Origin of the sequence: Aquincola tertiaricarbonis, assembly GCF_023573145.1 — a bacterium.
Classification (GTDB): domain Bacteria; phylum Pseudomonadota; class Gammaproteobacteria; order Burkholderiales; family Burkholderiaceae_C; genus Aquincola; species Aquincola tertiaricarbonis_B.
The window spans coordinates 277525-297047 of the sequence record NZ_CP097635.1 but is presented as its reverse complement, the minus strand read 5'-3'; the positions used below and the strand labels follow the sequence as shown (position 1 = coordinate 297047).

16 protein-coding genes are annotated in these 19523 nt (G+C 71.6%); 1 reads left to right on the top strand and 15 read right to left on the bottom strand.

Features of this window, described 5'->3' with window-relative positions; genetic code table 11:
• Positions 1-29 precede the first annotated feature (29 nt).
• The 7 genes from MW290_RS01320 to MW290_RS01290 form a co-directional block, all read right to left on the bottom strand.
• Positions 30-233: a sigma factor-like helix-turn-helix DNA-binding protein gene (locus tag MW290_RS01320; protein ID WP_250195562.1), complete on the bottom strand. Its 204-nt coding sequence runs from the start codon at positions 231-233 to the stop codon at positions 30-32.
• A gap of 78 nt (positions 234-311) precedes the next feature.
• Entirely contained in the window at positions 312-575 is a 264-nt protein-coding gene (locus MW290_RS01315; RefSeq protein WP_250195561.1) for an RNA polymerase sigma factor, read from the bottom strand.
• Between the two features lies 1 nt (position 576).
• Positions 577-3048 (bottom strand): TonB-dependent siderophore receptor, encoded by a 2472-nt coding sequence (locus tag MW290_RS01310; RefSeq protein WP_250195560.1) that lies wholly within the window; start codon positions 3046-3048, stop codon positions 577-579.
• A gap of 88 nt (positions 3049-3136) precedes the next feature.
• The gene (locus tag MW290_RS01305) at positions 3137-4147 is read right to left on the bottom strand and encodes a FecR domain-containing protein (protein ID WP_250195559.1); all 1011 of its coding nucleotides are present in this window, start codon (positions 4145-4147) and stop codon (positions 3137-3139) included.
• On the bottom strand, positions 4144-4677 hold the full coding sequence (locus MW290_RS01300; protein ID WP_250195558.1) for a sigma-70 family RNA polymerase sigma factor: 534 nt from the start codon (positions 4675-4677) through the stop codon (positions 4144-4146). Before MW290_RS01300 ends, MW290_RS01305 begins: the two co-directional genes overlap by 4 nt.
• Positions 4678-4772: 95 nt before the next feature.
• A complete protein-coding gene (locus tag MW290_RS01295) occupies positions 4773-7094 on the bottom strand; it encodes a caspase family protein (protein ID WP_250195557.1) in 2322 nt (773 codons plus the stop codon).
• A gap of 18 nt (positions 7095-7112) precedes the next feature.
• Positions 7113-8027: an autotransporter outer membrane beta-barrel domain-containing protein gene (locus MW290_RS01290; RefSeq protein ID WP_250195556.1), complete on the bottom strand. Its 915-nt coding sequence runs from the start codon at positions 8025-8027 to the stop codon at positions 7113-7115.
• A gap of 186 nt (positions 8028-8213) precedes the next feature.
• On the opposite strand from MW290_RS01290, the gene MW290_RS01285 reads away from it, so the two are divergent.
• On the top strand, positions 8214-9764 hold the full coding sequence (locus MW290_RS01285) for a methyl-accepting chemotaxis protein (protein ID WP_250195555.1): 1551 nt from the start codon (positions 8214-8216) through the stop codon (positions 9762-9764).
• 22 nt (positions 9765-9786) lie between these two features.
• Here MW290_RS01285 and MW290_RS01280 read toward each other — a convergent pair whose 3' ends face one another.
• The 8 genes from MW290_RS01280 to MW290_RS01245 form a co-directional block, all read right to left on the bottom strand.
• Positions 9787-10179 carry a hypothetical protein gene (locus MW290_RS01280; protein WP_250195554.1) on the bottom strand — a complete coding sequence of 131 codons (393 nt, stop codon included), beginning with the start codon at positions 10177-10179 and terminating at the stop codon, positions 9787-9789.
• A gap of 45 nt (positions 10180-10224) precedes the next feature.
• Positions 10225-13344, bottom strand: coding sequence for an efflux RND transporter permease subunit (locus MW290_RS01275; RefSeq protein WP_250195553.1), 3120 nt, complete (start codon positions 13342-13344; stop codon positions 10225-10227).
• Between the two features lie 12 nt (positions 13345-13356).
• The gene (locus MW290_RS01270; protein WP_375142779.1) at positions 13357-14490 is read right to left on the bottom strand and encodes an efflux RND transporter periplasmic adaptor subunit; all 1134 of its coding nucleotides are present in this window, start codon (positions 14488-14490) and stop codon (positions 13357-13359) included.
• Positions 14487-15044, bottom strand: coding sequence for a hypothetical protein (locus MW290_RS01265; RefSeq protein ID WP_250195552.1), 558 nt, complete (start codon positions 15042-15044; stop codon positions 14487-14489). The genes MW290_RS01270 and MW290_RS01265 overlap by 4 nt, the downstream gene beginning before the upstream one ends.
• A gap of 47 nt (positions 15045-15091) precedes the next feature.
• The gene (locus MW290_RS01260; protein WP_250195551.1) at positions 15092-16348 is read right to left on the bottom strand and encodes a TolC family protein; all 1257 of its coding nucleotides are present in this window, start codon (positions 16346-16348) and stop codon (positions 15092-15094) included.
• A 146-nt stretch (positions 16349-16494) separates the two neighbouring features.
• A complete protein-coding gene (locus tag MW290_RS01255; RefSeq protein ID WP_250195550.1) occupies positions 16495-16857 on the bottom strand; it encodes a DUF2946 family protein in 363 nt (120 codons plus the stop codon).
• A 33-nt stretch (positions 16858-16890) separates the two neighbouring features.
• On the bottom strand, positions 16891-18084 hold the full coding sequence (locus MW290_RS01250) for an acetate/propionate family kinase (RefSeq protein WP_250195549.1): 1194 nt from the start codon (positions 18082-18084) through the stop codon (positions 16891-16893).
• On the bottom strand, positions 18081-19505 hold the full coding sequence (locus tag MW290_RS01245) for a bifunctional enoyl-CoA hydratase/phosphate acetyltransferase (protein WP_250195548.1): 1425 nt from the start codon (positions 19503-19505) through the stop codon (positions 18081-18083). The genes MW290_RS01250 and MW290_RS01245 overlap by 4 nt, the downstream gene beginning before the upstream one ends.
• Between the last annotated feature and the right edge of the window lie 18 nt (positions 19506-19523).

Here is a 19523-nt window from a genome sequence, read left to right as displayed (position 1 = left end):
TTTAGCCAGAGGCACTGCGCCCGGTGCGGTTACTGGCCGTGACCGCGGGCCCCGGCCGGGCACAGCTCGGGGCAGCCGGCCAATGCCTGCACGGCTTCCTGCACCATGAAGTTCACCAGCGTGGCCGAGACACCCAGCCGCTGGGCCACCTCCTGCTGCGTGTGGCCCTGCAGCCGGTGCAGCACGAAGGCCTGGCGGGTGCGGGCCGGCAGCCCGCGCAGACAACGGTCCATGCCATGCAGCAGCTGGCGGCCGATGGCATGGTGCTCCGGCGTGCCGTTGGGGGCGGCCGTGTCCAGGCCGTCGTCGTGCTAGTGGATCAGCTGCCGCTCGCTCTGGCGGCGGCGCAGGTGGTCGATGCACAGGTGCTGCACCACCCGCATGCAATAGGCCACTGGCTGCCGCACGCCGGGCGGCGGCGTGCCCTGCATCAACTTCATGCAGGCTTCCTGCACCACGTCCTCGGCGAGGTCGCGGTCACCCATCCAGCGGCAGGCGACCCGCTGCAGCAGCGGGCGATGGGCGATGAAGTCGGCCACCAGCGGGTGCGTGGACCCGGACTGATGCGCCGCCATCTCAGTACTTCCAGTTCAGCGTGAGCTGCCCGTTGCGGCCGGCGCCGTAGAGGCTCTGGTCCCAGTACAGGCTGGCCAGGTACTTCTTGTCGGTGACGTTGTTGATCAGCAGGTGCGCGCTCAGCCGCGGGCTGAAGTCGTAGCGCGCCATCAGGCCCAGCACCGCATAGCTGGGCTGGCGGGTGATGATGTTGCTGCCATCGGCCGCGGTCTGCGTGCCGTTGATGCGGTGGATGTCGCTCTGCCAGCGCAGCGTGGCACCCAGCTTGAGCTGCGGCAGCGCCGGCACACGGTAGCGCGCCGACAGCCGCAGTGTGCGGCGGGGCACGAAGGTACGGGCATCGTCGCCGTTGGCGTCTTCCATGCGCAGCTGGGTGTAGCCCGCGCTCAGGTCCCAGTCGGGGCCCAGGCGGCCGTTCAGCTCCAGCTCATAGCCGGTGGAGGTGGCGTCGATGCGGCGGTAGTACGAGAAGCCGCCGTCCGTGTCGAAGCCGGCGTACTCGGCCAGGTTGTTCTGCTCGGTGCGGAACACGGCGAAAGAACCGCTCAGTTCGCCGTCCAGCCATTCGCCCTTGGCGCCGGCCTCCAGGTTGCTGCCCTTGATGGGGCCCAGCAGCGACTGGCTGGCATCCACCTGCGTCTGCGGGTTCACGATCTTGGTGTAGCTGGCATACAGCGAGTGCCGGGCATCGAGGTCGAAGGTGGTGCCGACGTAGGGCACGGTCTCGTTCTCTTCGTACACCCGGGGCACGGCGCGAAAGCCCAGGCCTTCGCTTTCCATGCGGGTGTGGTTCAGGCCCAGCAGCAGCTTCCAGGGGTCGGCCAGGTTCAAGCGCGCCAGGGCGTAGATCGACTGCCGGCGGTTGATGAAGTCGGCCGAGCCGATGGCACCGTTCCACAGCGGCTCGGCATAGCTGCCCCAGTCGCCCGGGGCCACCAGGGCCGTGCCGTTGCCGGCGCCGCGCTGGTACGAAGCCTGGTTGTGCACGCGGGCGGCATTGAAGCCCAGCACCGCTTCATGGCGCCGGCCGGCCAGCTCGAACGGGCCGCTGGCGCTCACGTCCAGCAGCCGCTGCGTCTCGTCGGACACCTGGGTCGAGGTCCAGCTTTCGGTGCCCGCACCCGTGCTGCGGTCGGGCAGCAGGCCCGAGATGCTGAACAGCTCGCCATCGGCCGACAGCTTGCGGTAGCTGGCCGTGGCCTTGAAGTTCCAGCCCTGGCCCAGTGCATGCGCCAGCTCGACGAAGCCGGTGGTGTCGGTGTTGTCCCAGTGCGACCAGCGAGGCGCGGCCGCGGTGCTGCGTGGGTAGTCGGTGGCGCTGCCGTCCGCGTAGTTCAGCGGCAGGCCGCCCCAGGAAGTGCCCTCGGGCCGGTTGGCCTGCCGCGTCAGGCCCAGCGTGACCACGGTGCGCGGCGCGATGTCGGCCTCCAGCACGCCGGCCACCAGGTGCTTGCTCAGCGCATAGTTGTCCATGAAGGAGTCGTTGCGCTGGCCCATCACGATGCCGCGGCCGCGCAGCGTGCCGGCCTGGTTGAGCGGGCCCGACACATCGGCCTCGGCGCGCTTCTTGTTCCAGGAGCCGAGGGTCAGGCCGCCCGAGGCCTGGAAGGTGGCCGTGGGCCGCTTGCGCACGTAATTGACGGTGGCCGCCGGGTTGCCGGTGGACGACAGCAGGCCGTTGGCGCCGCGCAGCACCTCGACACGGTCGAACAGCGCGGTGTCGATGTCGCCCAGCTGGTCGCCGTTGGTGAAGGGCATGCCGACGCCGTCGACCTGGAAGTTGGAGATGTCGAAGCCGCGGGCGTTGAAATAGGTGCGGTCGGTTTCCACCACATCGACCGAGACGCCGGTGGTGTTGGCCAGCACCTCGTTGACGCTGAGCAGGCCGAAGTCGTCCATCCGCGCGCGCGTGACCACGGTCACCGACTGCGGCGTTTCGCGCGGCGACAGGGCCAGCCGGGTGGCGGTGCTGGTGGCCACGGCAGCATAGCGGTCGGTTGCCTCTGTCACCAGCGGATCGCGGCGGGCACGGGCCCGCACCGCCGGCAGCGCGGCTGGTGACGCGGCCGGTGGGGCCGCCGCGGCTTCATCAGCCGCCCGCTCCAGCGTGAAGCTGCCATCGGGCTGGGCCACGGCCCTGAGCCCGGCGCCCGCCAGCAGCGTGCGCAAGCCGGCTTCCACGGTGTAGCTGCCGCGCAGGCCGGCGCTCTGCCGGCCCTGCACCAGCTGCGGGTCGAAGGACAGCAGGATGCCGGCGCTGCGCGCCAGGCTGTTGAGCGCCAGGTCCAGCGGGCCGGGTGCGATGTCGAACGCGCGGGTGGCCTGTGCCGCCGGCGGCTGGGCGGCGGGCTGCGCCAGCACGGCGCTGCTGGCGGCTGACAAGGCGATGCAGGCCGCACAGCTGGCGGCCGACAGGGCCGAGCGTTTGAACCAGGTGGCAGCGGGGAGGGCGCGGAGGCGACGGTCGGTCATGGAGCAACACCTTTCATCAACAAAGTGGAGGTCTTGCTGGTGAACCGAACGAGTCGCCGAAAACTGCAGCCCTTTCGCAAAAAATTTTTCAGCGTGGCACCAGGGTCACCCACCAGCGTGTGAGCGCCTGCGTCCGCACCGGCAGCGTGCGCTGGACCGCGGCCAGCACACGCTCGGGGTTGTCGAGCGGAAACACGCCCGAGATGCGCAGCGCGGCCACTGCGGGGTCGCAGCGCAGCCAGCCGTGGCGGTAGCGCGCCAGCGCCGCCACCAGCTCAGCCAGCGGCAGGTCGCGCGCCACCAGCAGGCCGTCGGCCCAGGCACCTGCACCGCCGTCGGCGGCCCCCAATGGGCCTTGGCCCTCGGCATCGAACTGCCATTGCTGGCCGGGGCCCAGCCGCCGTGCGGGCGACGCCGCGGCCTTTGGCTGCACCTGCAGCCAGCCCTGCAGCACCTGCACCAGGGTGTGCCCGCTGCGCTGCTGCACGACGAAGCGGCCGCCGGGCGTGTGGATCTCGCCCTGCGCGGTGCGCACGACGAAGGGCCGCGGCGACGGGCTGTTGCTGTCCGGGCCAGGGTCCGGCCCGCAATCCACCAGCACCGCGCCGGACCACAGCACGACGCAGCGGCGCTGTACGTCGAAGCGGGTGCTGAGCGCGGTGGCCGTGTCCAGCTGCAGCACGCTGCCATCGGCCAGCACGGCGCGCTGCCGCTCACCCACGCCGGTGCGGTGCGTGGCGGCCAGTGTTGCCCAGCCGCCTTCGGGCCGGCCGCCCAGCGCCAGCGCTGAGGTACCGCCCACCAGCACCAGGCCTTTCAGTGCCGCGCCCTTGAGCAGCGCGCGGCGGTGCGGCTGCGGCGCGCGGGTGGCGGCCAGCGTGCCATGGGCCAGCGCGGGTGGCAGGGTCTTCAGCCGCCGGCTGAAGCCGTTCAGCGCCTGCCAGGCCTGGGCATGCGCCGGCTGCTCCTGCTGCCAGCGCTCGCAGGCCTGGTGCTCCTGCGGCGTGGCACGGCCGGACTGCAGGCGCACCATCCAGGCGATGGCGGCTTCCACCACCGCCGGCGGCAGGGGGCCTGCAGCCGTGTGCGGGCCCGTCACTGCAGCGCGGGCCCTTGCCAGGCCTGGAAGCAGGCGCCGAAGGCGCGCGTCATGTACTGCTGCACTGAACTGAGCGAGACGCCCAGCTCGCTGGCGATCTGCGCATAGCTCAGTCCGTCGATCTGCGACAGCAAAAACGCCTGCTGCACCTTGGCCGGCAGGCCGCGCAGCAGGCGGTCCACCTCCACCAGGGTCTGCAGCATCATCTGCTGCTCCTCGATGGACGGCACGTGTGCATCCGACAGCTGCGACAGTGCTTCCAGAAAGGCCCGCTCCAGCGCCGTCCGGCGCAGGTGGTCCACCATCAGCCCGTGGGCGATGGTGCTGAGCAAGGCCTTGCCGCCGCCGGGGTCAGGCTGGCAGTGCAGCGCATCGCGGCGCAGCAGCACCCGCGCGAAGGTGTCGTGGGCCAGGTCCGCCGCATGGTGCGGGCAACCCAGCCGCCGGCGCAGCCACCCCACCAGCCACTGGTGATGGCCGCGGTACAGGTGGCCGATGGAAGCGATGTCGAGGGTCTGGATGTCGGGCATGGGCACCTGGCAGGGGCGACCGGTTGATCGACTAAATAACAATCATTCGCATTTACGCACGAGACGTGCGGGTTGGTCAATCGGCTCTTTCGCACCTACCGACGCACGGTGCCGATCGGGAAGTCCGCCCCGATCACGAAGTAGGCCGGCGACTGCAGACCTGGTGCCGCCTGCCCCGGCAGCGCCCGCGCCGCGAGTTCGCCGGACCGCGCTTCGAGGCGGTCGCCGACGAAGGCGGCCAGTTCATGCGCAGTGATCGTGCCGTCCTGCGGCTGGCGGTCCGCCTGACCGGCCAGCCCTTGCAACGCCACGTGGCTGAACAGCCCATGGCCGAGCGAGCGCAATTCCACCGCCGCTTGGTCGCGGCGCGTGGCCGTCAGCACCGAGATGCCGGCCGACCGGCCCACCTGTTGCGCGAAGCGCCGCTGGAAGTCGCGGTAGCGGTTGAAGCTGTCGACTGTGGCGCCTGCGTTGCAGGCGTCGATCATCAGGAAGACCTGCCGCGCGGGCGTGGCGACGAGCGCGTCTTGCAGCTCGCGCGCCGAGATGCCGCCGCGCCGGACATCGGACGGGTCGACATCGTGCGGCAGGAAGTACCACTCGTCCTGCTCCAGCGTGCCGTGCCCGGCCAGCACGAGCAGCAGCACGTCCTGCGGCTTCAAGCCTTGCAGGTCCCGCAGCATTGCGAGCACGCCGCGGCGGGTGGCCCGCTCGTCCGTCAGCAGGCTGCTGCCGACCACGGCATAGGTGCTGCCTGCGGCGCGCTCGGTGGCCTGCAACAGCGCCTGTGCATCGGCCTTCGCATAGTCGAGGTTCATGGCGGCGGTGCGGTAGCGGTCGATGGCCACGCCCACCAGCTGCAGCCGGCCCGCCGCCTGGAAGCCGGGCGTGACCTGGCGCACGATCGGTGATCGCCCCGCCAGGCCGTGCACGTTGCGGACCTCGGCAAACAGCTCATTGGCGCCGCGCTCGGCGTTGAACTCGAAGACATCGGCCACCAGCAGGCGGCCGTCCTTCTCGATGCGTTGCGAACCGACGCGGGCTTTGGGCGGCAGGCGCTTGCCGTTGTGAAACAGCCGCGTGTCTTCGCGCAGATCGCCGCCGCGGCTTTCGCTGACGACCACCACGCGGGTGGCCTGGTCCGCTGTCATCGGCCCGGCCGGCAGGTCGATGGCCACATCGGGCGGCAGGAACACCCGTTCGCCGACATGGGCCGGTGGGCCTGGCAGCGGCCGGCCGGCGGTCGCCGCGATGTGTTGGGCCAGCAGGCCGGTGTGGAAGTAGTCTTCGAAGAAGCGGTCCAGCGGCAGGCGGTTGTCGCCGGCCTGCCAGTGCACATCCTTCGTGCCGTCGATGCTGCCGTCATAGCGGCCTTCATGGTCCACCACCACCCAGCCCTGGGCGGCCGGCACGATGGACAGCAGCGCATGCGCGACGCCGGCCGTGCGCAGCATCGCGACACCGTCGGGTCGGGCATGCAGGAAGCGGCCACGGCCCAGGCACACGACGGCCGCCGTGCGTGTGTCCATCACCTGCCAGCCGCCCGCCTGCCACAGCAGCAGGGCGCCGCGCTCAGTGACTGCGGCTACGGCGTCATCGTCGGGGCTGGCCGCCAGTTGCCGGATCGCCCCGTGCTCAGCCGGCGGTGGCAAGGCCAGCGCACGCAGCTGGCCTTGCGGGTCCACGCTGCGCACGCTGCCGTCGCGCAGCAGCAGCAGGTGGCGGCCGTCCCCCAGCCGGCCACCCAGTGCCGCGATGCCACCGGCGAGTCGTCGCGCGCGTGACTCGTCGATGAGCCAGGCGTCATCTGCGTCGTCCAGCGCCAGCACCCCCTGGCCACCGGCCGGCGACAGGCTGCGGATGGCGGAGGGCGAGGCCGGCACCTGGCGGCGCAGCGCGCCATCGCGGGCCAGCAGCAACACATGGCCTTCGCGCGTGCCAGCCCAGCACTGCGCGCCATCGGCCATCGCCGTGAGCAGCGGTGCCGGCGTAGTGGCCAGCGGCTGGGCGGCACCGGTGGACGGCAGCACGAAGAGGCGGCCGTCGCGCAGCAGCTGCAGCGTGCGGGTCTCGGGGTCGAATGCGAGCGGGCGGTCACCCTCGCGCAGCGCGAGGCTGGCGACCGGTGCCCCGCGGGCCAGATCCCAGGCCAGCAGCGTGCCGTCTGCAAACTGCTGCAGCAACTGCTGGCCACCTGCCGGCAGCCACAGCCCGATGAGCCGGCGCTGGGTGTCGCCGATCTGCAGCACCGGCGTGACCATGCGCGATTCGGCGGACCAGCGCTGCCCGGCCGCCACCTGGTTGGCGATCTGCTGGCTGATGGCGTCGCGCACCGCCGCGCCCGCTTGCGCATGGGCCCACGCGGGCCAGCCCAAGCTGGCCAGGCTGCTGGCGAGCCAGGCGCGGCGGGTCGTCATCGCAGCATCGGCCGGGCTTTAGAAGCGCCAGCGCAGCGACACGGTGACGGCACGGGTCTTGATGTCGGTGCCGGCCTGCAGGTTGTCGGCCACTTTGGTTTCGTACTTCAGCTGCACGGCGCCGTCGGTGTTGAAGGCCTTCTCGACACCGGCGCTGGCGCTGAGCGAAGTGGAATGGGATTCATCGCTGCCGTTGGCGCTGAGGCCGGCGAACGCCATCCAGCCATCGCCGAAACGGTAGTCGCCCTGGCCGTTGAGGTTCCAGCTCCACACGTTGTCGCTCTCGCGGCTCGACAGTGGCGGAAGGTCGATCCGGGTCTTGGTGTGTGTGGTCGCCAGGCCCGCCTCGCCGCGGAAGGTCCAGTCGCCGAACGGTTGCACCGTGTTCAGCGAACCTCCCAGGCTGTAGCTGTCGGCCTTGGCGCCGCCGCCCTCGAAGCGGCCGTAACGGAACTTGGCGATGGCGAAGTAGTGCTCCGAGAAGCGGTAGGCCAGATAGGGCGACAGGCCCCAGCTGTTGCCGCTTTCGTGCCTTGTCTTGGCCGTGTCCAGCGCCACGCCCACCGTAGTGTCGCGTGACAGGTCGCGGTCGTAGCCGAGCACGCCGACGTCGGTGGTGAATGAATCGCTGCTGCGCACCGAACCGCCGAAACCATCATCCATGTCGGATGAGAACTTGAGTCTGAAGTTGGTGTAGCTGCCCCAGGCGTTGTTCGGCTTCTGTGCCGCAGCGGCGCCAGCAGCGCGCAGCACACCCGCCTGCACCCCGACCAGCCGCGCGCTGATGGCGTCGCTGGTCAGCTTGGCGATCTGCTTGTTGATCTCCTCCTGCGCGTCCTGCGCCAGGCCCAGCACGGGTGCGAGCAGCAGACCGGCGGCCCCGGCCCGGCGGATGGCAGAACGGCAGCGACGTGCGAAACAAGGCCAGGACATGGCGTCTCCTCACAGGTTTCAGGTCGGCCGATGCTAGGCAGACCGATGCAGCGCGCCATCGTCAAACGGAAGGATGGGGTGGCGCTTGCAACACGTCGCCGAGGCCGCCGCTCAAGCTCGGCCGCTGCACGTCCGATACCGGCTGACGGGCACCGAGCCCGGGGTGTGTGTGAGGGAGTCGTCGCAATGCGCTTGTCGAACCTGCGTGTGGGTGTGCGTCTGGCCGCCGGCTTTGCCGTGCTGCTGGCGCTGGTGCTGGCGATGGGCCTGTATGCCCTGGACCGGGTGAGCCGGGTGCATGACAGCGTGACGGCCCTGGCCGACGACTGGTTGCCCAGCACCCAGCAGCTGGCCGGTGTCAACGAGGCGCTGAACCAGATGCGCCGCGCCGAGCTGCAGATGCTGCTGGGCGGCGACGAGCAGGCGATGAAGGACGAATCCGCCCGCATCGCCCGGCAGTGGAAAGTGCTGCCGCCGCTGCTGGCGGCCTACGAACGCACGATGGGCGACGAGGCCGAACGCCAGGCCTTCCAGGCGCTGCAGGCCGCCGTGCAACGCTACCGCGCCAGCCAGCCGCAGCTGCTGACGCTGCTGAAAGAAGGCCGTGCGCAAGAGGCCCGTGCCTTTCTGCGCGGCGATTCGCGCAAGGCCTTCCGGGCGACCACCGATGCGATGGTGACGCTGACCAACAGCAACACCCAGGGCGCGGCCGACGCCTCGGCACGCAGCAGCCGTGACTACGCGTCGGTGCGCTGGGGCATCGGCGCGATGATCATCGTGGCGCTGCTGCTGGGAGGCCTGGTCGCGGTGCTGCTGACCCGCTCGCTGACCACGCCGCTGGCCCATGCCGCCGCCACCGCCGATCGCATCGCCGACGGCGACCTGAGCGTGCCGGTGCGCAGCGACCGCCGCGACGAGCTGGGTGACCTGCTGCGGGCGCTGGCCCGCATGCAGGCCGCGCTCAATGCCTCGGTGAGCAGCGTGCGGCTGGGGGCCGATGCCGTGGCCACGGCCGCGCAGGAGGTGTCCAGCGGCGGCCACGACCTGTCGATGCGCACCGAGCAGGCGGCCGCCAGCATAGAGCAGACCTCCGCGGCGATGCAGCAGGTGGCCGAGACCGTGCGCCACAGCGCGGCTTCGGCCCAGCAGGCGCACCAGCTGGCGCATGCCGCCGCCGAGGTGGCCACGCAGGGCGGCGCGGTGGTGGCCCGCGTGGTCGAGACCATGAGCGGCATCCAGGCTGCTTCGCGCAAGATCGGCGACATCATTGGCGTCATCGATGGCATCGCCTTCCAGACCAATATCCTGGCCTTGAATGCCGCGGTGGAGGCCGCCCGTGCCGGCGAGCAGGGCCGCGGCTTTGCGGTGGTGGCCTCGGAAGTGCGCAGCCTGGCCCAGCGCTCGGCCCAGGCGGCGCGCGAGATCAAGTCGCTGATCGCCAGCTCGGAAGACCAGGTGGGCCGCGGCGGCGCCCTGGTGGATGAAGCGGGCAGCACCATGCAGCAGGTGGTGCGGGCCGTGAGCGACGTGAGCCGGCTCATCGGTGAGATCGCCACCACCGTGCAATCGCAGACGCAGAGCGTGGGCGAGGTGAACACCGCCATCATGCAGATGGACGGCATGACGCAGCAGAACGCCGCGCTGGTGGAAGAGTCCGCCGCGGCTGCCGAGTCGCTGAAGGTGCAGGCCGACGGGCTGTTGAGCGCCGTCGGCAAGTTCCGGCTGGCGCCCGCCTGAGCGCCAGACCGGGCTCACACCCTTACTTCAGCGTGAAGCGCGCGGTGGACGGCTTGCCGTTCACCGTGACCACGACCACCGCCTTGGTGCCCGGCCCCAGCTTGAAGCTGCCGCTGGCGGCCAGCTTGTCGCCGGCCGGCTTCAGCTCCACGTCCTGCTTCTCGCTGCCGGTCAGCAGCGTGAGGCGGGCGCTGGCCTTGGCCACGTCCACCGGCTTGCCGTGGTCGCGCAGGTACAGCTGCAGGCTGCCGGGCTGGGCCACCAGCTCGTAGTCCATGTCCTTGACTTCCACCACCACGCCGCCGTGCAGCGGCTGGTGGTTGTGGGCATGGTCGTGCTTGTCGTCGGCCGCGCGCGCGGCGCCGGCACAGGCCAGCGCCAGGGCGCCGAGGGCGATCAGGTGGTGCAGGGTCATTGGGGTTCCTTTCATTGTTCAGGGTGGGGGTGGGTAGGGTGGGGCTCACAGCGCCTCGGCGTCCTTGTCGGCCATCAGGCGTTCGGCATCGCGCCGCCCGAAAAGCCAGAACATCACCGGCGTCAGGAAGGTGTCCAGCAGCGTCGAGCTGATGAGGCCGGAGAAGATGACCACGGCCACCGGGTGCAGCACTTCGGTGCCGGGTCGCTCGGCCTCGAACAGCAGCGGCGCCAGCGCAAAGGCCGTCACCAGCGCGGTCATCAGCACCGGGCTCAGCCGCTCGAGCGAGCCGCGCACGATCATCCGCAGGTCGAAGGCTTCGCCCTCGAAGCGCATCAGGTTGATGTAGTGGCTGACCTTGAGGATGCCGTTGCGCACCGAGATGCCGGCCAGCGTGATGAAGCCGACCAGTGCCGCCACCGACAGCGGCTGGCCCGACAGCCACAGCCCCAGCACCGCGCCCACCAGCGCCAACGGGATGTTGACCATGATCAGCGCCGACAGCCGGGTGGACTTGTAGCGGCTGTACAGCACCACGAACATCAGCACCAGCGAGACGATGGACAGCAGCCCGACCAGGCGCGAGGCTTCTTCCTGCGCCTGGAACTGGCCGCCCAGGGTGATGAAGTAGCCCTCGGGCAGACGCGTGTCGGCCACCACCCGGCGGATGTCGCCGACGATCTCGGACAGCGCACGGCCCGATGCATTGGCCGACAGCACGATGCGCCGCTTGCCGTCGTCGCGGCTGATCTGGTTGGGCCCGTCGCCTTCTTCGATGCTGGCGATGCGCGACAGCGGGATGCGGCCCGTCGGCGTCTCGATCAGGATCTGGCCCAGCCCTTCGATCGACCGCGCCGATTCGGGCAGCTTGACCACCAGCGCGAAGCGGCGCCCGCCTTCGACGATCTGCGTGATGCGCTCGCCTTCCACCAGGCTTTGCAGCGTGGCCAGCACCTGCGGTGCCGGCAGCCCGTACTGCGCGGCGGCGGCATAGTCCACCCGCACCTTGATCTGCGGCGCCAGCACCTGCTTTTCGATCTGCAGGTCGGCGATGCCCGGGATGGCGGCCAGCCGCTGGCGCAGTGCATCGGCCTGGCCGCGCAGGGCGTCCAGGTCGTCGCCGTAGATCTTCAGCGCGATCTGCGAGCGCACGCCCGACAGCATGTGGTCGATGCGGTGCGAGATCGGCTGGCCGATCTCGATGGCCGCCGGCAGGTTGGCCAGCCGCGCGCGGATGTCGGCGCGGATCTCGTCCATCGGCCGCTTCAGCTCGGCCGCGGGCAGCAGGCCCACGTCCAGCTCGCTCACGTGCACGCCTTCGGCATGTTCGTCCAGCTCGGCCCGGCCGCTGCGCCGGCCCACGTGCGTGACCTCGGGCACCTGGCTCACCAGCAGCTCGGCCTGGCGCGCCAGCGCCGAGCTTTCCGACAGCGTGACGCCCGGGTTCAGCCGCAGGCCGATCAGCAGCGTGCCTTCGTTGAAGGGCGGCAGGAAGGTGGTGGGAAAGAACGGCACCGCCGCCGCTGCCGCCACCACCGCCAGCCCGGCCGCGGCCAGTGCGGCCCGCGGCCGCGCCAGCACCGCCTGCAGGCTGCTGGCATAGCGGGCCTTGAGCCAGATGAGCACCCGGGTGTCGCCATGGTCCAGGTGCTTCATGCGCGGCAGCAGGTAGTAGCTCAGCACCGGCGTCACCGTCACCGACACCAGCAGCGAGGCCAGCGTCGAGACGATGAAGGCGATGCCCAGCGGCACGAAGAGCTTGCCTTCCAGGCCCGGCAGCGCAAACAGTGGCAGGAACACCAGCACGATGATGACCGTGGCATAGAGGATGCCCGAGCGCACCTCCATCGAGGCCTTGGCCACCAGCTGCAGCGGATGCAGCCGGTGCTGCGGGTGGCGGGCGCGGTCCTCCTTCAGCCGTCGCAGGATGTTCTCCACGTCCACCACCGCGTCGTCCACCAGCCCGCCGATGGCAATCGCCAGGCCGCCCAGCGTCATGGTGTTGATCGACAGCCCGAAGTAGCGGAAGACCAGGCCGGTGATGAAGATGGACACCGGGATGGCGGTGAGCGCGATCACCGTCGGCCGCAGCGTGCCGAGGAAGAAGAACAGGATCACCGCGACGAAGACCGACGCGCCGATGAGCTTGCCCTGCAGCGTGGTGATGGAGGCTTCGATGAAGCTGGCCTGGCGGAAGGTGACGCGCGGCGCTTCCATGCCCGCGGGCAGCGAGGCCTTCAGGCCGGTCAGCGCTTCTTCGATGGCGCGTGTCAGCGCGATGGTGTCCGCGGTGGGCTGCTTCTGGATGCCCAGGATCACCGCGGGCTGCCCCTCGAAGCCGGCGTCGCCGCGCTGCAGCGCCGGCGCGAAGGTCACCTCGGCGATCTGTCGCAGCAGGATGGGCTGGCCCTGGTTGGCGCCCAGGGCCAGGTTCTTCAGGTCGTCCAGCCGCGAGGTGCGGCCGATGTGGCGGATGAGCACCTCGCGCCCGTTCAGCTCCAGGAAGCCGCCGGAGGTGTTGGCCGCGAAGCCCTTCAGGGCCGCTTCCAGCTGGTCGTGCGTGATGCCCAGCGCCGCCATGCGCACGGTGTCGGGCTGCACCTGGAACTGCCGCACCTGGCCGCCGATCGGGATGACCTGCGCCACGCCCGGGATCGACAACAGCCGCGGCCGCAGCACCCAGTCGGCATATTCGCGAACCGCCATCGGGTTGATCTTTTGAGGATCGACCGGAATGGCGATCTGCATGATCTCGCCCATGATGGAGCTGATCGGCCCCATGCGCGGCACCACGCCTTCGGCCAGGCCTTCTTCCATGGCCGACAGCCGCTCGGCCACCAGCTGGCGGGCGCGGAAGATGTCGGTGTTCCAGTCGAAGGTGACGTACAGGAAGGAGAGGCCCGCCGACGAGGTGGAGCGTACGCTCTCCACGCCCGGCAGGCCGTTCATCGTCGTCTCGAGCGGGAAGGTGATGAGCTGTTCCACCTCCTCGGCGGCCATGCCGCCGGCCTCGGTCATGATCGTGACCGTGGGCTTGTTGAGGTCGGGGAATACGTCCACCGGCGTGCGCTGCAGCGTGAAGGCGCCATAGGCCATCAGCACCAGGCTGGCGATGATGACCAGCAGCCGGTTGCTGAGGCTGTTTTCCAGAAGCCACTTGAACATACCCGGCTTTCTTCAACGCACTTGGTTGATCAAGCTGGCGCCCTGCGTCGCCACCCGATCACCGGCCTTCAGCCCCGAGGTCACGGCCACCGTCACGCCGTCCAGCGGCTCGGTGGTCACGGTGCGCGGCTCGAAGCGTTCGGGCGCCGTCTTCACCCAGACGATGGCCTGGTTCGACGGGTTCTTCATCAAGGCCGTGACCGGCACCGCGATGCCTGGCACGCGTTCGCGGCCTTCGACGAACACCCGCACCGGCTGGCCCACCGCCAGCGACTGCAGGGCCGGGCCCTGGGCGCGGAAGGTCAGCGGCAGCGCCTGCTCGCGCAGGCTGCGCGCCGCGCCGACGAAGCTCAGCGGCACCCGCTGCGCACCGACGGCCAGCGTGGCCCGTCCGATGTCGGCCGCCAAAGCCGGGTCGAAGGCCAGGGCCTCGATGTGCAGGCGTGCCGGGTCGACGATTTCGAACACCAGCTCACGGGCGTCCACCACCTGGCCGGCCACCACCTGCGCCGAGGCGATCACGCCCGTCACCGGCGCCACCAGCGCCTCGCGCATGGCCAGGCCGCTGCCCAGCGCGGCGATGCGCTCGGCCAGGCTGCGGGCTTCGCTGTCGGCGACTTCGATGTCCTTGCGCGGCACGGTGTCGGCCAGTTCCTGCAGGCGGGCCAGGCGCTTGTCGGCCAGCGCCTTGGCCGCCCGCAGCTCCGCCACCTGCGCCGCCTGGTTCGATCGTTCGATCGGCGCCGCCGACGAGCGCACATAGGCCAGCACCTCGCCCTGGCGCACGGCCTGGCCGGCAGCGGGCAGGCCACGGGGCCCGGGCTCGATGCGGCCGGCATTCAGCGGCTGCACCTTGCCGCCGGCGTTCGGGTCCATCACCACCTTGCCGTTCAGCTCGAACGCGCGCGGCAGCTCGCGGGCTTCGGTCAGCAGGGTGCGCACACCCAGCTGGCGCTGCGCGGGCTTGGGCAGGAACACGCTGCCATCGGGCAGCCGTTGCGGGCCGTTGGCACTGGGTGCCGCGGGTGCGTCGCCATGGTCATGGCCTTCGCCAGCCAGCACGGGGGCGGCCAGCGCCAGGGACAGCAGGCAGGCGGCCGGCACCGACCAGCGGCGCGCGCAGGAAAGGGGGAAGGCGTGCTTCACGAGGTGGCTCCGGTGTCGGTGTGGCGGGCGGCGAGGCGGCGCCTGGCCATCAGGCCTCCCGCGGTCAACAAGGCCAGCAAGGCCATGGCGCCAGCGGTCCAGGCCGCGTAGCGGAGCCAGGGGCTGGCATGCGCGGCGTCGTGGTCCTCGGCCGGGCCATGCAGGTCCAGCTCGCCGGCCAGCAGGTCGATCTCCTGGTCGGCGGTGACGGTGGCGGTGATGGGCAGCACGCCGGGGGCCGGCTCGGCCGCCAGCACCACCTCGTAGGTGTCGTCGTGCGGCTGGGCGGGGTAGGAGGTGCCGGCGATGTCCAGCTCGATCCTCGCCTGGGTCACCGGGCTGTTGTCGGCGCTGCGGTCCAGGTACAGCGTGAGCTGCCGGCCGCGCAGCACGCCGACCAGCTCGAAGCTCTCGGACACGGCGCTGAAGCGGGGGGCCGCCGGGCCGGCCTGGGCCGGCGCGGCATCGCCATGGTCGTGGCCTTCACCGGCCACGGCGGGCCCGCACAGGGCTGCGAGCAGGCTCCATGCGGCTGCAAGAAAAAGGGATTTCATGAAGGGGTTCCGGGGTTGTCTTGGGGTTCGGGTCAGGCCGTGGGGCCTCACAGCGGCAGCAGGCCCAGCGCCTGGCGCAGCGCGGAGATGGCGGCGGCCAGGTCGATGCGGGCGCGCGCGGCCTGGCGCTCGGCCTCGGCGGCTTCGGTCTCGATGCGCAGCCGGGTGGGCAGGTCGGTCTCGCCCAGGCGGAACGACTTGTCGAAGAAGCCGCGGGTCTCGCGGGCCAGCGTGGCGCGGCGCTCGGCCGCGGCCAGCTGCTGGCGGGCCGCGGCCACCTGCGCGCGGGCGGCTTGCGCCTCCCACTGCAGGCGCTCACGGTCCAGCGCCAGCTGGGCCTGGGCCTCGGCCGCATCGGCGCGGGCCGTGGCCACGCGCCTGTCGTGGCGCGGGCCACCGCCGAAGGGCACACGCAGCGCCAGCGTCAGCGTGCGGCCTTCACGTTCGCCGTAGGCGCCGCGGTCGCGCGTGGTGGCCAGCAGCAGCTCGGGGTTGGCCCGCGACTGCCGGCTCGCCAGCGCGGCACTGCGCTCGGCCGTGGTGGCGCGGTCGGCCAGTTCCAGCAGGGCCGGGTGCGTTGCCGGCTCGGCCGGTGGGGGCTCTGGTTCGGCGGGCGGGCTGCCCGCCGGGGGTGCCAGCGGGCCCGCGCCGGCCAGCGCCTGCAGCTGCAGCTGCGCCGCGGTTGCGGCAGCTTCGGCGCTGGCCAGGGCGGCCTGCGCCGCGGCCACGGCGCCGTCGGCCTGGTGCTGGTCGGCGCGCGCCAGTTCACCGGCCTGGGCACGGCGGGCCACGTCGCGGGCGATGCCCTGGGCGCTGTCCAGCTGGCCGCGCGCCACGTCCAGCTCCAGGCCGGCGCGTTGCCACTGCCACCAGGCTTCGCGCACGGTGGCGGCCAGGCGCAGGCGGGCAGCCTGGGCGCGGCTTTCCAGTGCGCTGGCCTCGGCCTGGGCCAGGGCGGCGGCGCTGCCGCGCTCGCCGGGCAGCCACAGCGGCACGGCGATGCCCAGCTCCATCTCACGCGCGCCTTCGTCGCGTTGCAGGCGGTCGGTCTTCAGGCTGGCTTCCAGCGCCGGCGGCTCGGGCGTCCAGGCGTCGGCGGCGCGGCGCTGGGCCTGGGCGGCATCGCGCCGCAGCGGCAGGGCCTGCGCCTCGGGCTGGCGGGCCCAGGCGGCCTCGAACAAGGCGGGCAGGGAGGCGGTGGTGCCGGCCGGTTGCTGCGCCGATGCGCCGGCCGCGAGGCCGGCGAAAGCGGCGGCCAGCCAGGCCTGCCGCCAGGGTGTGCGGGGTCTTTGTCTCGGATGCATCCGATGCTCCAGTGTTGAGGGGGACACACGGGAGACCGGCGAGGTGCGACCCACGGGTCGCGCGCGGCTAAGCCACGGCCGGGCAGGGGCCCGGGGGCTCTCAGCCTCTGGCGGTGGTCAGGGGATCGGGGAAGCCGCCTCGCCGGTCAGGCGAGGCGTGCCCACTGGGGGCGCTCGGGTTGCGCCGGCATGGGGTCCATGCTCGGGGCGTCGCCCAGGCGGGGCGGCGCGCCGCGGGGCTGTTCGGCCGCCACAGGCAGTGGCCCGTCGATCATCGCGGCGCAATGGCCATGGCAATGGCCGCAGTCGAAGTGGGAGGTGGCCGCCTTCGAGGTGTCGGTCGGCGATGCGTCGTCGGCCTCGGCACCATGCTCATGCGCGGCATGGTCGTGGTGCCCCAGGTGCGTGGCGGCCTGGCTCGATTCCAGCGCGCAATAGCCCGCCACCGCAGCCCAGGACACCTGGAGCGGCAACAAGACCAGCAGCAGAACGGCAAGCCAGCGGCGCATGGGGCGCGAGTGTAGCGGCCGGACGTTGAGCTTTCATGTCATCACCCGTGCCGCATGCCGCGCCGAGATCCATTCTTCGTGGGTGGGCTCCACCGCCACGCGCACAGCGCTGCCCGGGGCGGAGATCACCGGCGCGTCGGCCGCGTTGGCCGCTTCGTCCAGCGCCAGGCCCAGCCAGGCCAGCGCCTGCACGATGCGCTGGCGCAGCACCGCGCTGTGCTCGCCGATGCCGGCGGTGAACACCAGCAGGTCCAGGCCGCCCATCACCGCCACCAGCGCGCCCACCTCGCGCACGATGCGGCGCACGTACAGCTGCAGCGCCAGCGCGGCGCGCGGCTCGTCGGCCTCGTGCGCCAGCAGCACCCGCGGGTCGGCCGACAGGCCCGAGATGCCCAGCAGCCCGCTGTCGTGGTACAGCACCTGGCCCACCTGCTGCACCGTGAGCTGCTCGATCTCCATCAGGTACAGCACCGCCCCGGGGTCCAGCGCGCCGGTGCGGGTGCCCATCATCAGCCCGTCCAGCGCCGAGAAGCCCATCGTGGTGGCCACGCTTTGCAGGCCCTGCATCGCGCACAGGCTGGCGCCCGAGCCCAGGTGGGCCACCAGCGTGCGGCCCTGGGCCAGCGGGCCGTGCCGCTCGGCCAGCGCCACCGCCATGTACTCGTAAGACAGGCCATGGAAGCCATAGCGCCGCAGCCCGCGTTCATAGGCCGCATAAGGCAGCGGCAGCAGCTGCTCCACCACCGGCAGCGTGTGGTGGAAGCCGGTGTCGAAGCAGGCCACCTGGGGCAGGTCGGGCCGCTCGCGCAGCAGGATCTCCATCGCTTCCAGCGCAAAGGGCTGGTGCAGCGGCGCCAGCGGAATCAGGCCCTTCAGCTCGGCCAGCAGCGCCGCGTCCACCCGCACCGGCGCGAAGTGCCGCGGCCCGCCATGCACCACACGGTGGGCCACCGCGGCAATGGGCCGGCCAGCCAGCCAGCGCAGCACCTCGGTGCGGATGACGGCCAGTGCGGCCACATACGGATGCGCTGCATCCAGCTGCAGCGGGCGCGCCGGGCTGCCGTCGCCCAGGTCCAGCGTGGCCTTCGGCCCGCCGATGCCCTGCACCTGGCCGCGCCAGTCGGCCTGCCGCGGCGGGTCGCCACCCTCGGCCGGCCTGGCGAACAAGCCGAACTTGATGCTCGACGAGCCGCAGTTCAGCACCACGATGTGGCCCTCTGCGCTCATGGCGGGTTGCTCCGGAAGTGGTGGGCCAGCAGCACCGCGATGGCGCAGGAGGCGATGCGGGTTTCGCGGCTGTCGGCGCGGCTGGTGAGCACGATGGGCAGCCTGGCGCCCAGCACGATGCCGGCGCTGGCGGCGTCGCCCAGGTATTCCAGCTGTTTGGCCAGCATGTTGCCGCTTTCCAGGTCGGGCACCACCAGCACGTCGGCCTGGCCCGCCACCGGCGAGACGATGCCCTTGGTGCGCGCCGCCGCCACCGACACCGCGTTGTCGAAGGCCAGCGGACCATCGAGCACGCCGCCGGTGATCTGGCCGCGCTCGGCCATCTTGCACAGCGCCGCGGCGTCCAGCGTGGCGGGCATCGCGGGGTTCACCGTTTCCACCGCGGCCAGGATGGCCACCCGCGGCTCGGCCACGCCGATGGCATGCGCCAGCGTGATGGCATTGCGCACGATGTCGGCCTTGTGCTCCAGCGTGGGCGCGATGTTGATGGCCGCGTCGGTGATGATGAAGGGCCGCGGGTAAGCAGGCGTCTGCATCACGAAGCAGTGCGACAGCCGGCGCTTGGTGCGCAGGCCGGCTTCGGGCTGCAACAGCGCGGCCACCAGCTCGTCGGTGTGCAGGCTGCCCTTCATCAGCGCCTGCACCTGGCCGGCCGCGCCCAGCTCGGCGGCGCGGGCGGCGGCGGCATGGCTGTGGGGCACGTCTTCCAGCGCCACGCCGTCCAGGCTCAGGCCGGCTTCGGCGGCCACGGCCTCGATGCGGGCGCGTGGCCCCACCAGCACCGGCTCGATCAGCCCGGCGGCCCGTGCATCCAGCGCGCCACCCAGGCTCAGCACGTCGCAGGGGTGCACCACCGCCATGCGGATGGGGCCCAGCGGCAGCACCTGCTGCAGCAGCCGCGGCAGGCCATCGGCGGCCAGCAGGCGCACCTCGGGCAGCGTGGCGGCCGGGCGCTCGATGCGCTGCTGCGGCGCCAGCACCGTGGCCTCGCCGTCGATCACGGTGCTGCCCCGCTGGTTGACGCAGCGGCAGGCCAGGCGCACGCGCCGGTGCACCGGTTCCTTGTCGGTCACGGTCACGCTCACGGTCAGGCGGTCGCCCACACGCACCGGGGCGTGGAACTGCAGCGTCTGCCCCAGGTACACGGTGCCGGGGCCGGGCAGGCGCGTGCCCAGCACCGCGGAGATGAGGGCGCCGCCCCACATGCCATGGGCGATGACGCCGTGGAACTGCGTGGAGGCTGCGAACTCGGGGTCCAGATGGGCGGGGTTGACGTCGCCCGACATCACCGCGAAGAGCTGGATGTCCTCGGTGGTGAGCTGGCGTTCGAGCTGGGCGCTGTCGCCCACGGCCAGCTCGTCGTAGGTGCGGTTGCGCAGCAGGGTCAGCGGCGGGGCGGGGGTGGCGGGGTGGTCGGTCATGGGGCCGGTGGAGGAAGG

What these genes read in the sequence shown, in the direction of transcription:
- MW290_RS01285 (WP_250195555.1), top strand. Translation starts at nt 8,214, where the DNA reads ATGCGCTTGTCGAACCTGCGTGTGGGTGTGCGTCTGGCCGCCGGCTTT.
- MW290_RS01255 (WP_250195550.1), bottom strand. Translation starts at nt 16,857, where the DNA reads ATGCGCCGCTGGCTTGCCGTTCTGCTGCTGGTCTTGTTGCCGCTCCAG.
- MW290_RS01300 (WP_250195558.1), bottom strand. Translation starts at nt 4,677, where the DNA reads ATGCCCGACATCCAGACCCTCGACATCGCTTCCATCGGCCACCTGTAC.
- MW290_RS01290 (WP_250195556.1), bottom strand. Translation starts at nt 8,027, where the DNA reads ATGTCCTGGCCTTGTTTCGCACGTCGCTGCCGTTCTGCCATCCGCCGG.
- MW290_RS01295 (WP_250195557.1), bottom strand. Translation starts at nt 7,094, where the DNA reads ATGACGACCCGCCGCGCCTGGCTCGCCAGCAGCCTGGCCAGCTTGGGC.
- MW290_RS01320 (WP_250195562.1), bottom strand. Translation starts at nt 233, where the DNA reads ATGGACCGTTGTCTGCGCGGGCTGCCGGCCCGCACCCGCCAGGCCTTC.
- MW290_RS01265 (WP_250195552.1), bottom strand. Translation starts at nt 15,044, where the DNA reads ATGAAATCCCTTTTTCTTGCAGCCGCATGGAGCCTGCTCGCAGCCCTG.
- MW290_RS01275 (WP_250195553.1), bottom strand. Translation starts at nt 13,344, where the DNA reads ATGTTCAAGTGGCTTCTGGAAAACAGCCTCAGCAACCGGCTGCTGGTC.
- MW290_RS01315 (WP_250195561.1), bottom strand. Translation starts at nt 575, where the DNA reads ATGGCGGCGCATCAGTCCGGGTCCACGCACCCGCTGGTGGCCGACTTC.
- MW290_RS01260 (WP_250195551.1), bottom strand. Translation starts at nt 16,348, where the DNA reads ATGCATCCGAGACAAAGACCCCGCACACCCTGGCGGCAGGCCTGGCTG.
- MW290_RS01245 (WP_250195548.1), bottom strand. Translation starts at nt 19,505, where the DNA reads ATGACCGACCACCCCGCCACCCCCGCCCCGCCGCTGACCCTGCTGCGC.
- MW290_RS01250 (WP_250195549.1), bottom strand. Translation starts at nt 18,084, where the DNA reads ATGAGCGCAGAGGGCCACATCGTGGTGCTGAACTGCGGCTCGTCGAGC.
- MW290_RS01280 (WP_250195554.1), bottom strand. Translation starts at nt 10,179, where the DNA reads ATGACCCTGCACCACCTGATCGCCCTCGGCGCCCTGGCGCTGGCCTGT.
- MW290_RS01310 (WP_250195560.1), bottom strand. Translation starts at nt 3,048, where the DNA reads ATGACCGACCGTCGCCTCCGCGCCCTCCCCGCTGCCACCTGGTTCAAA.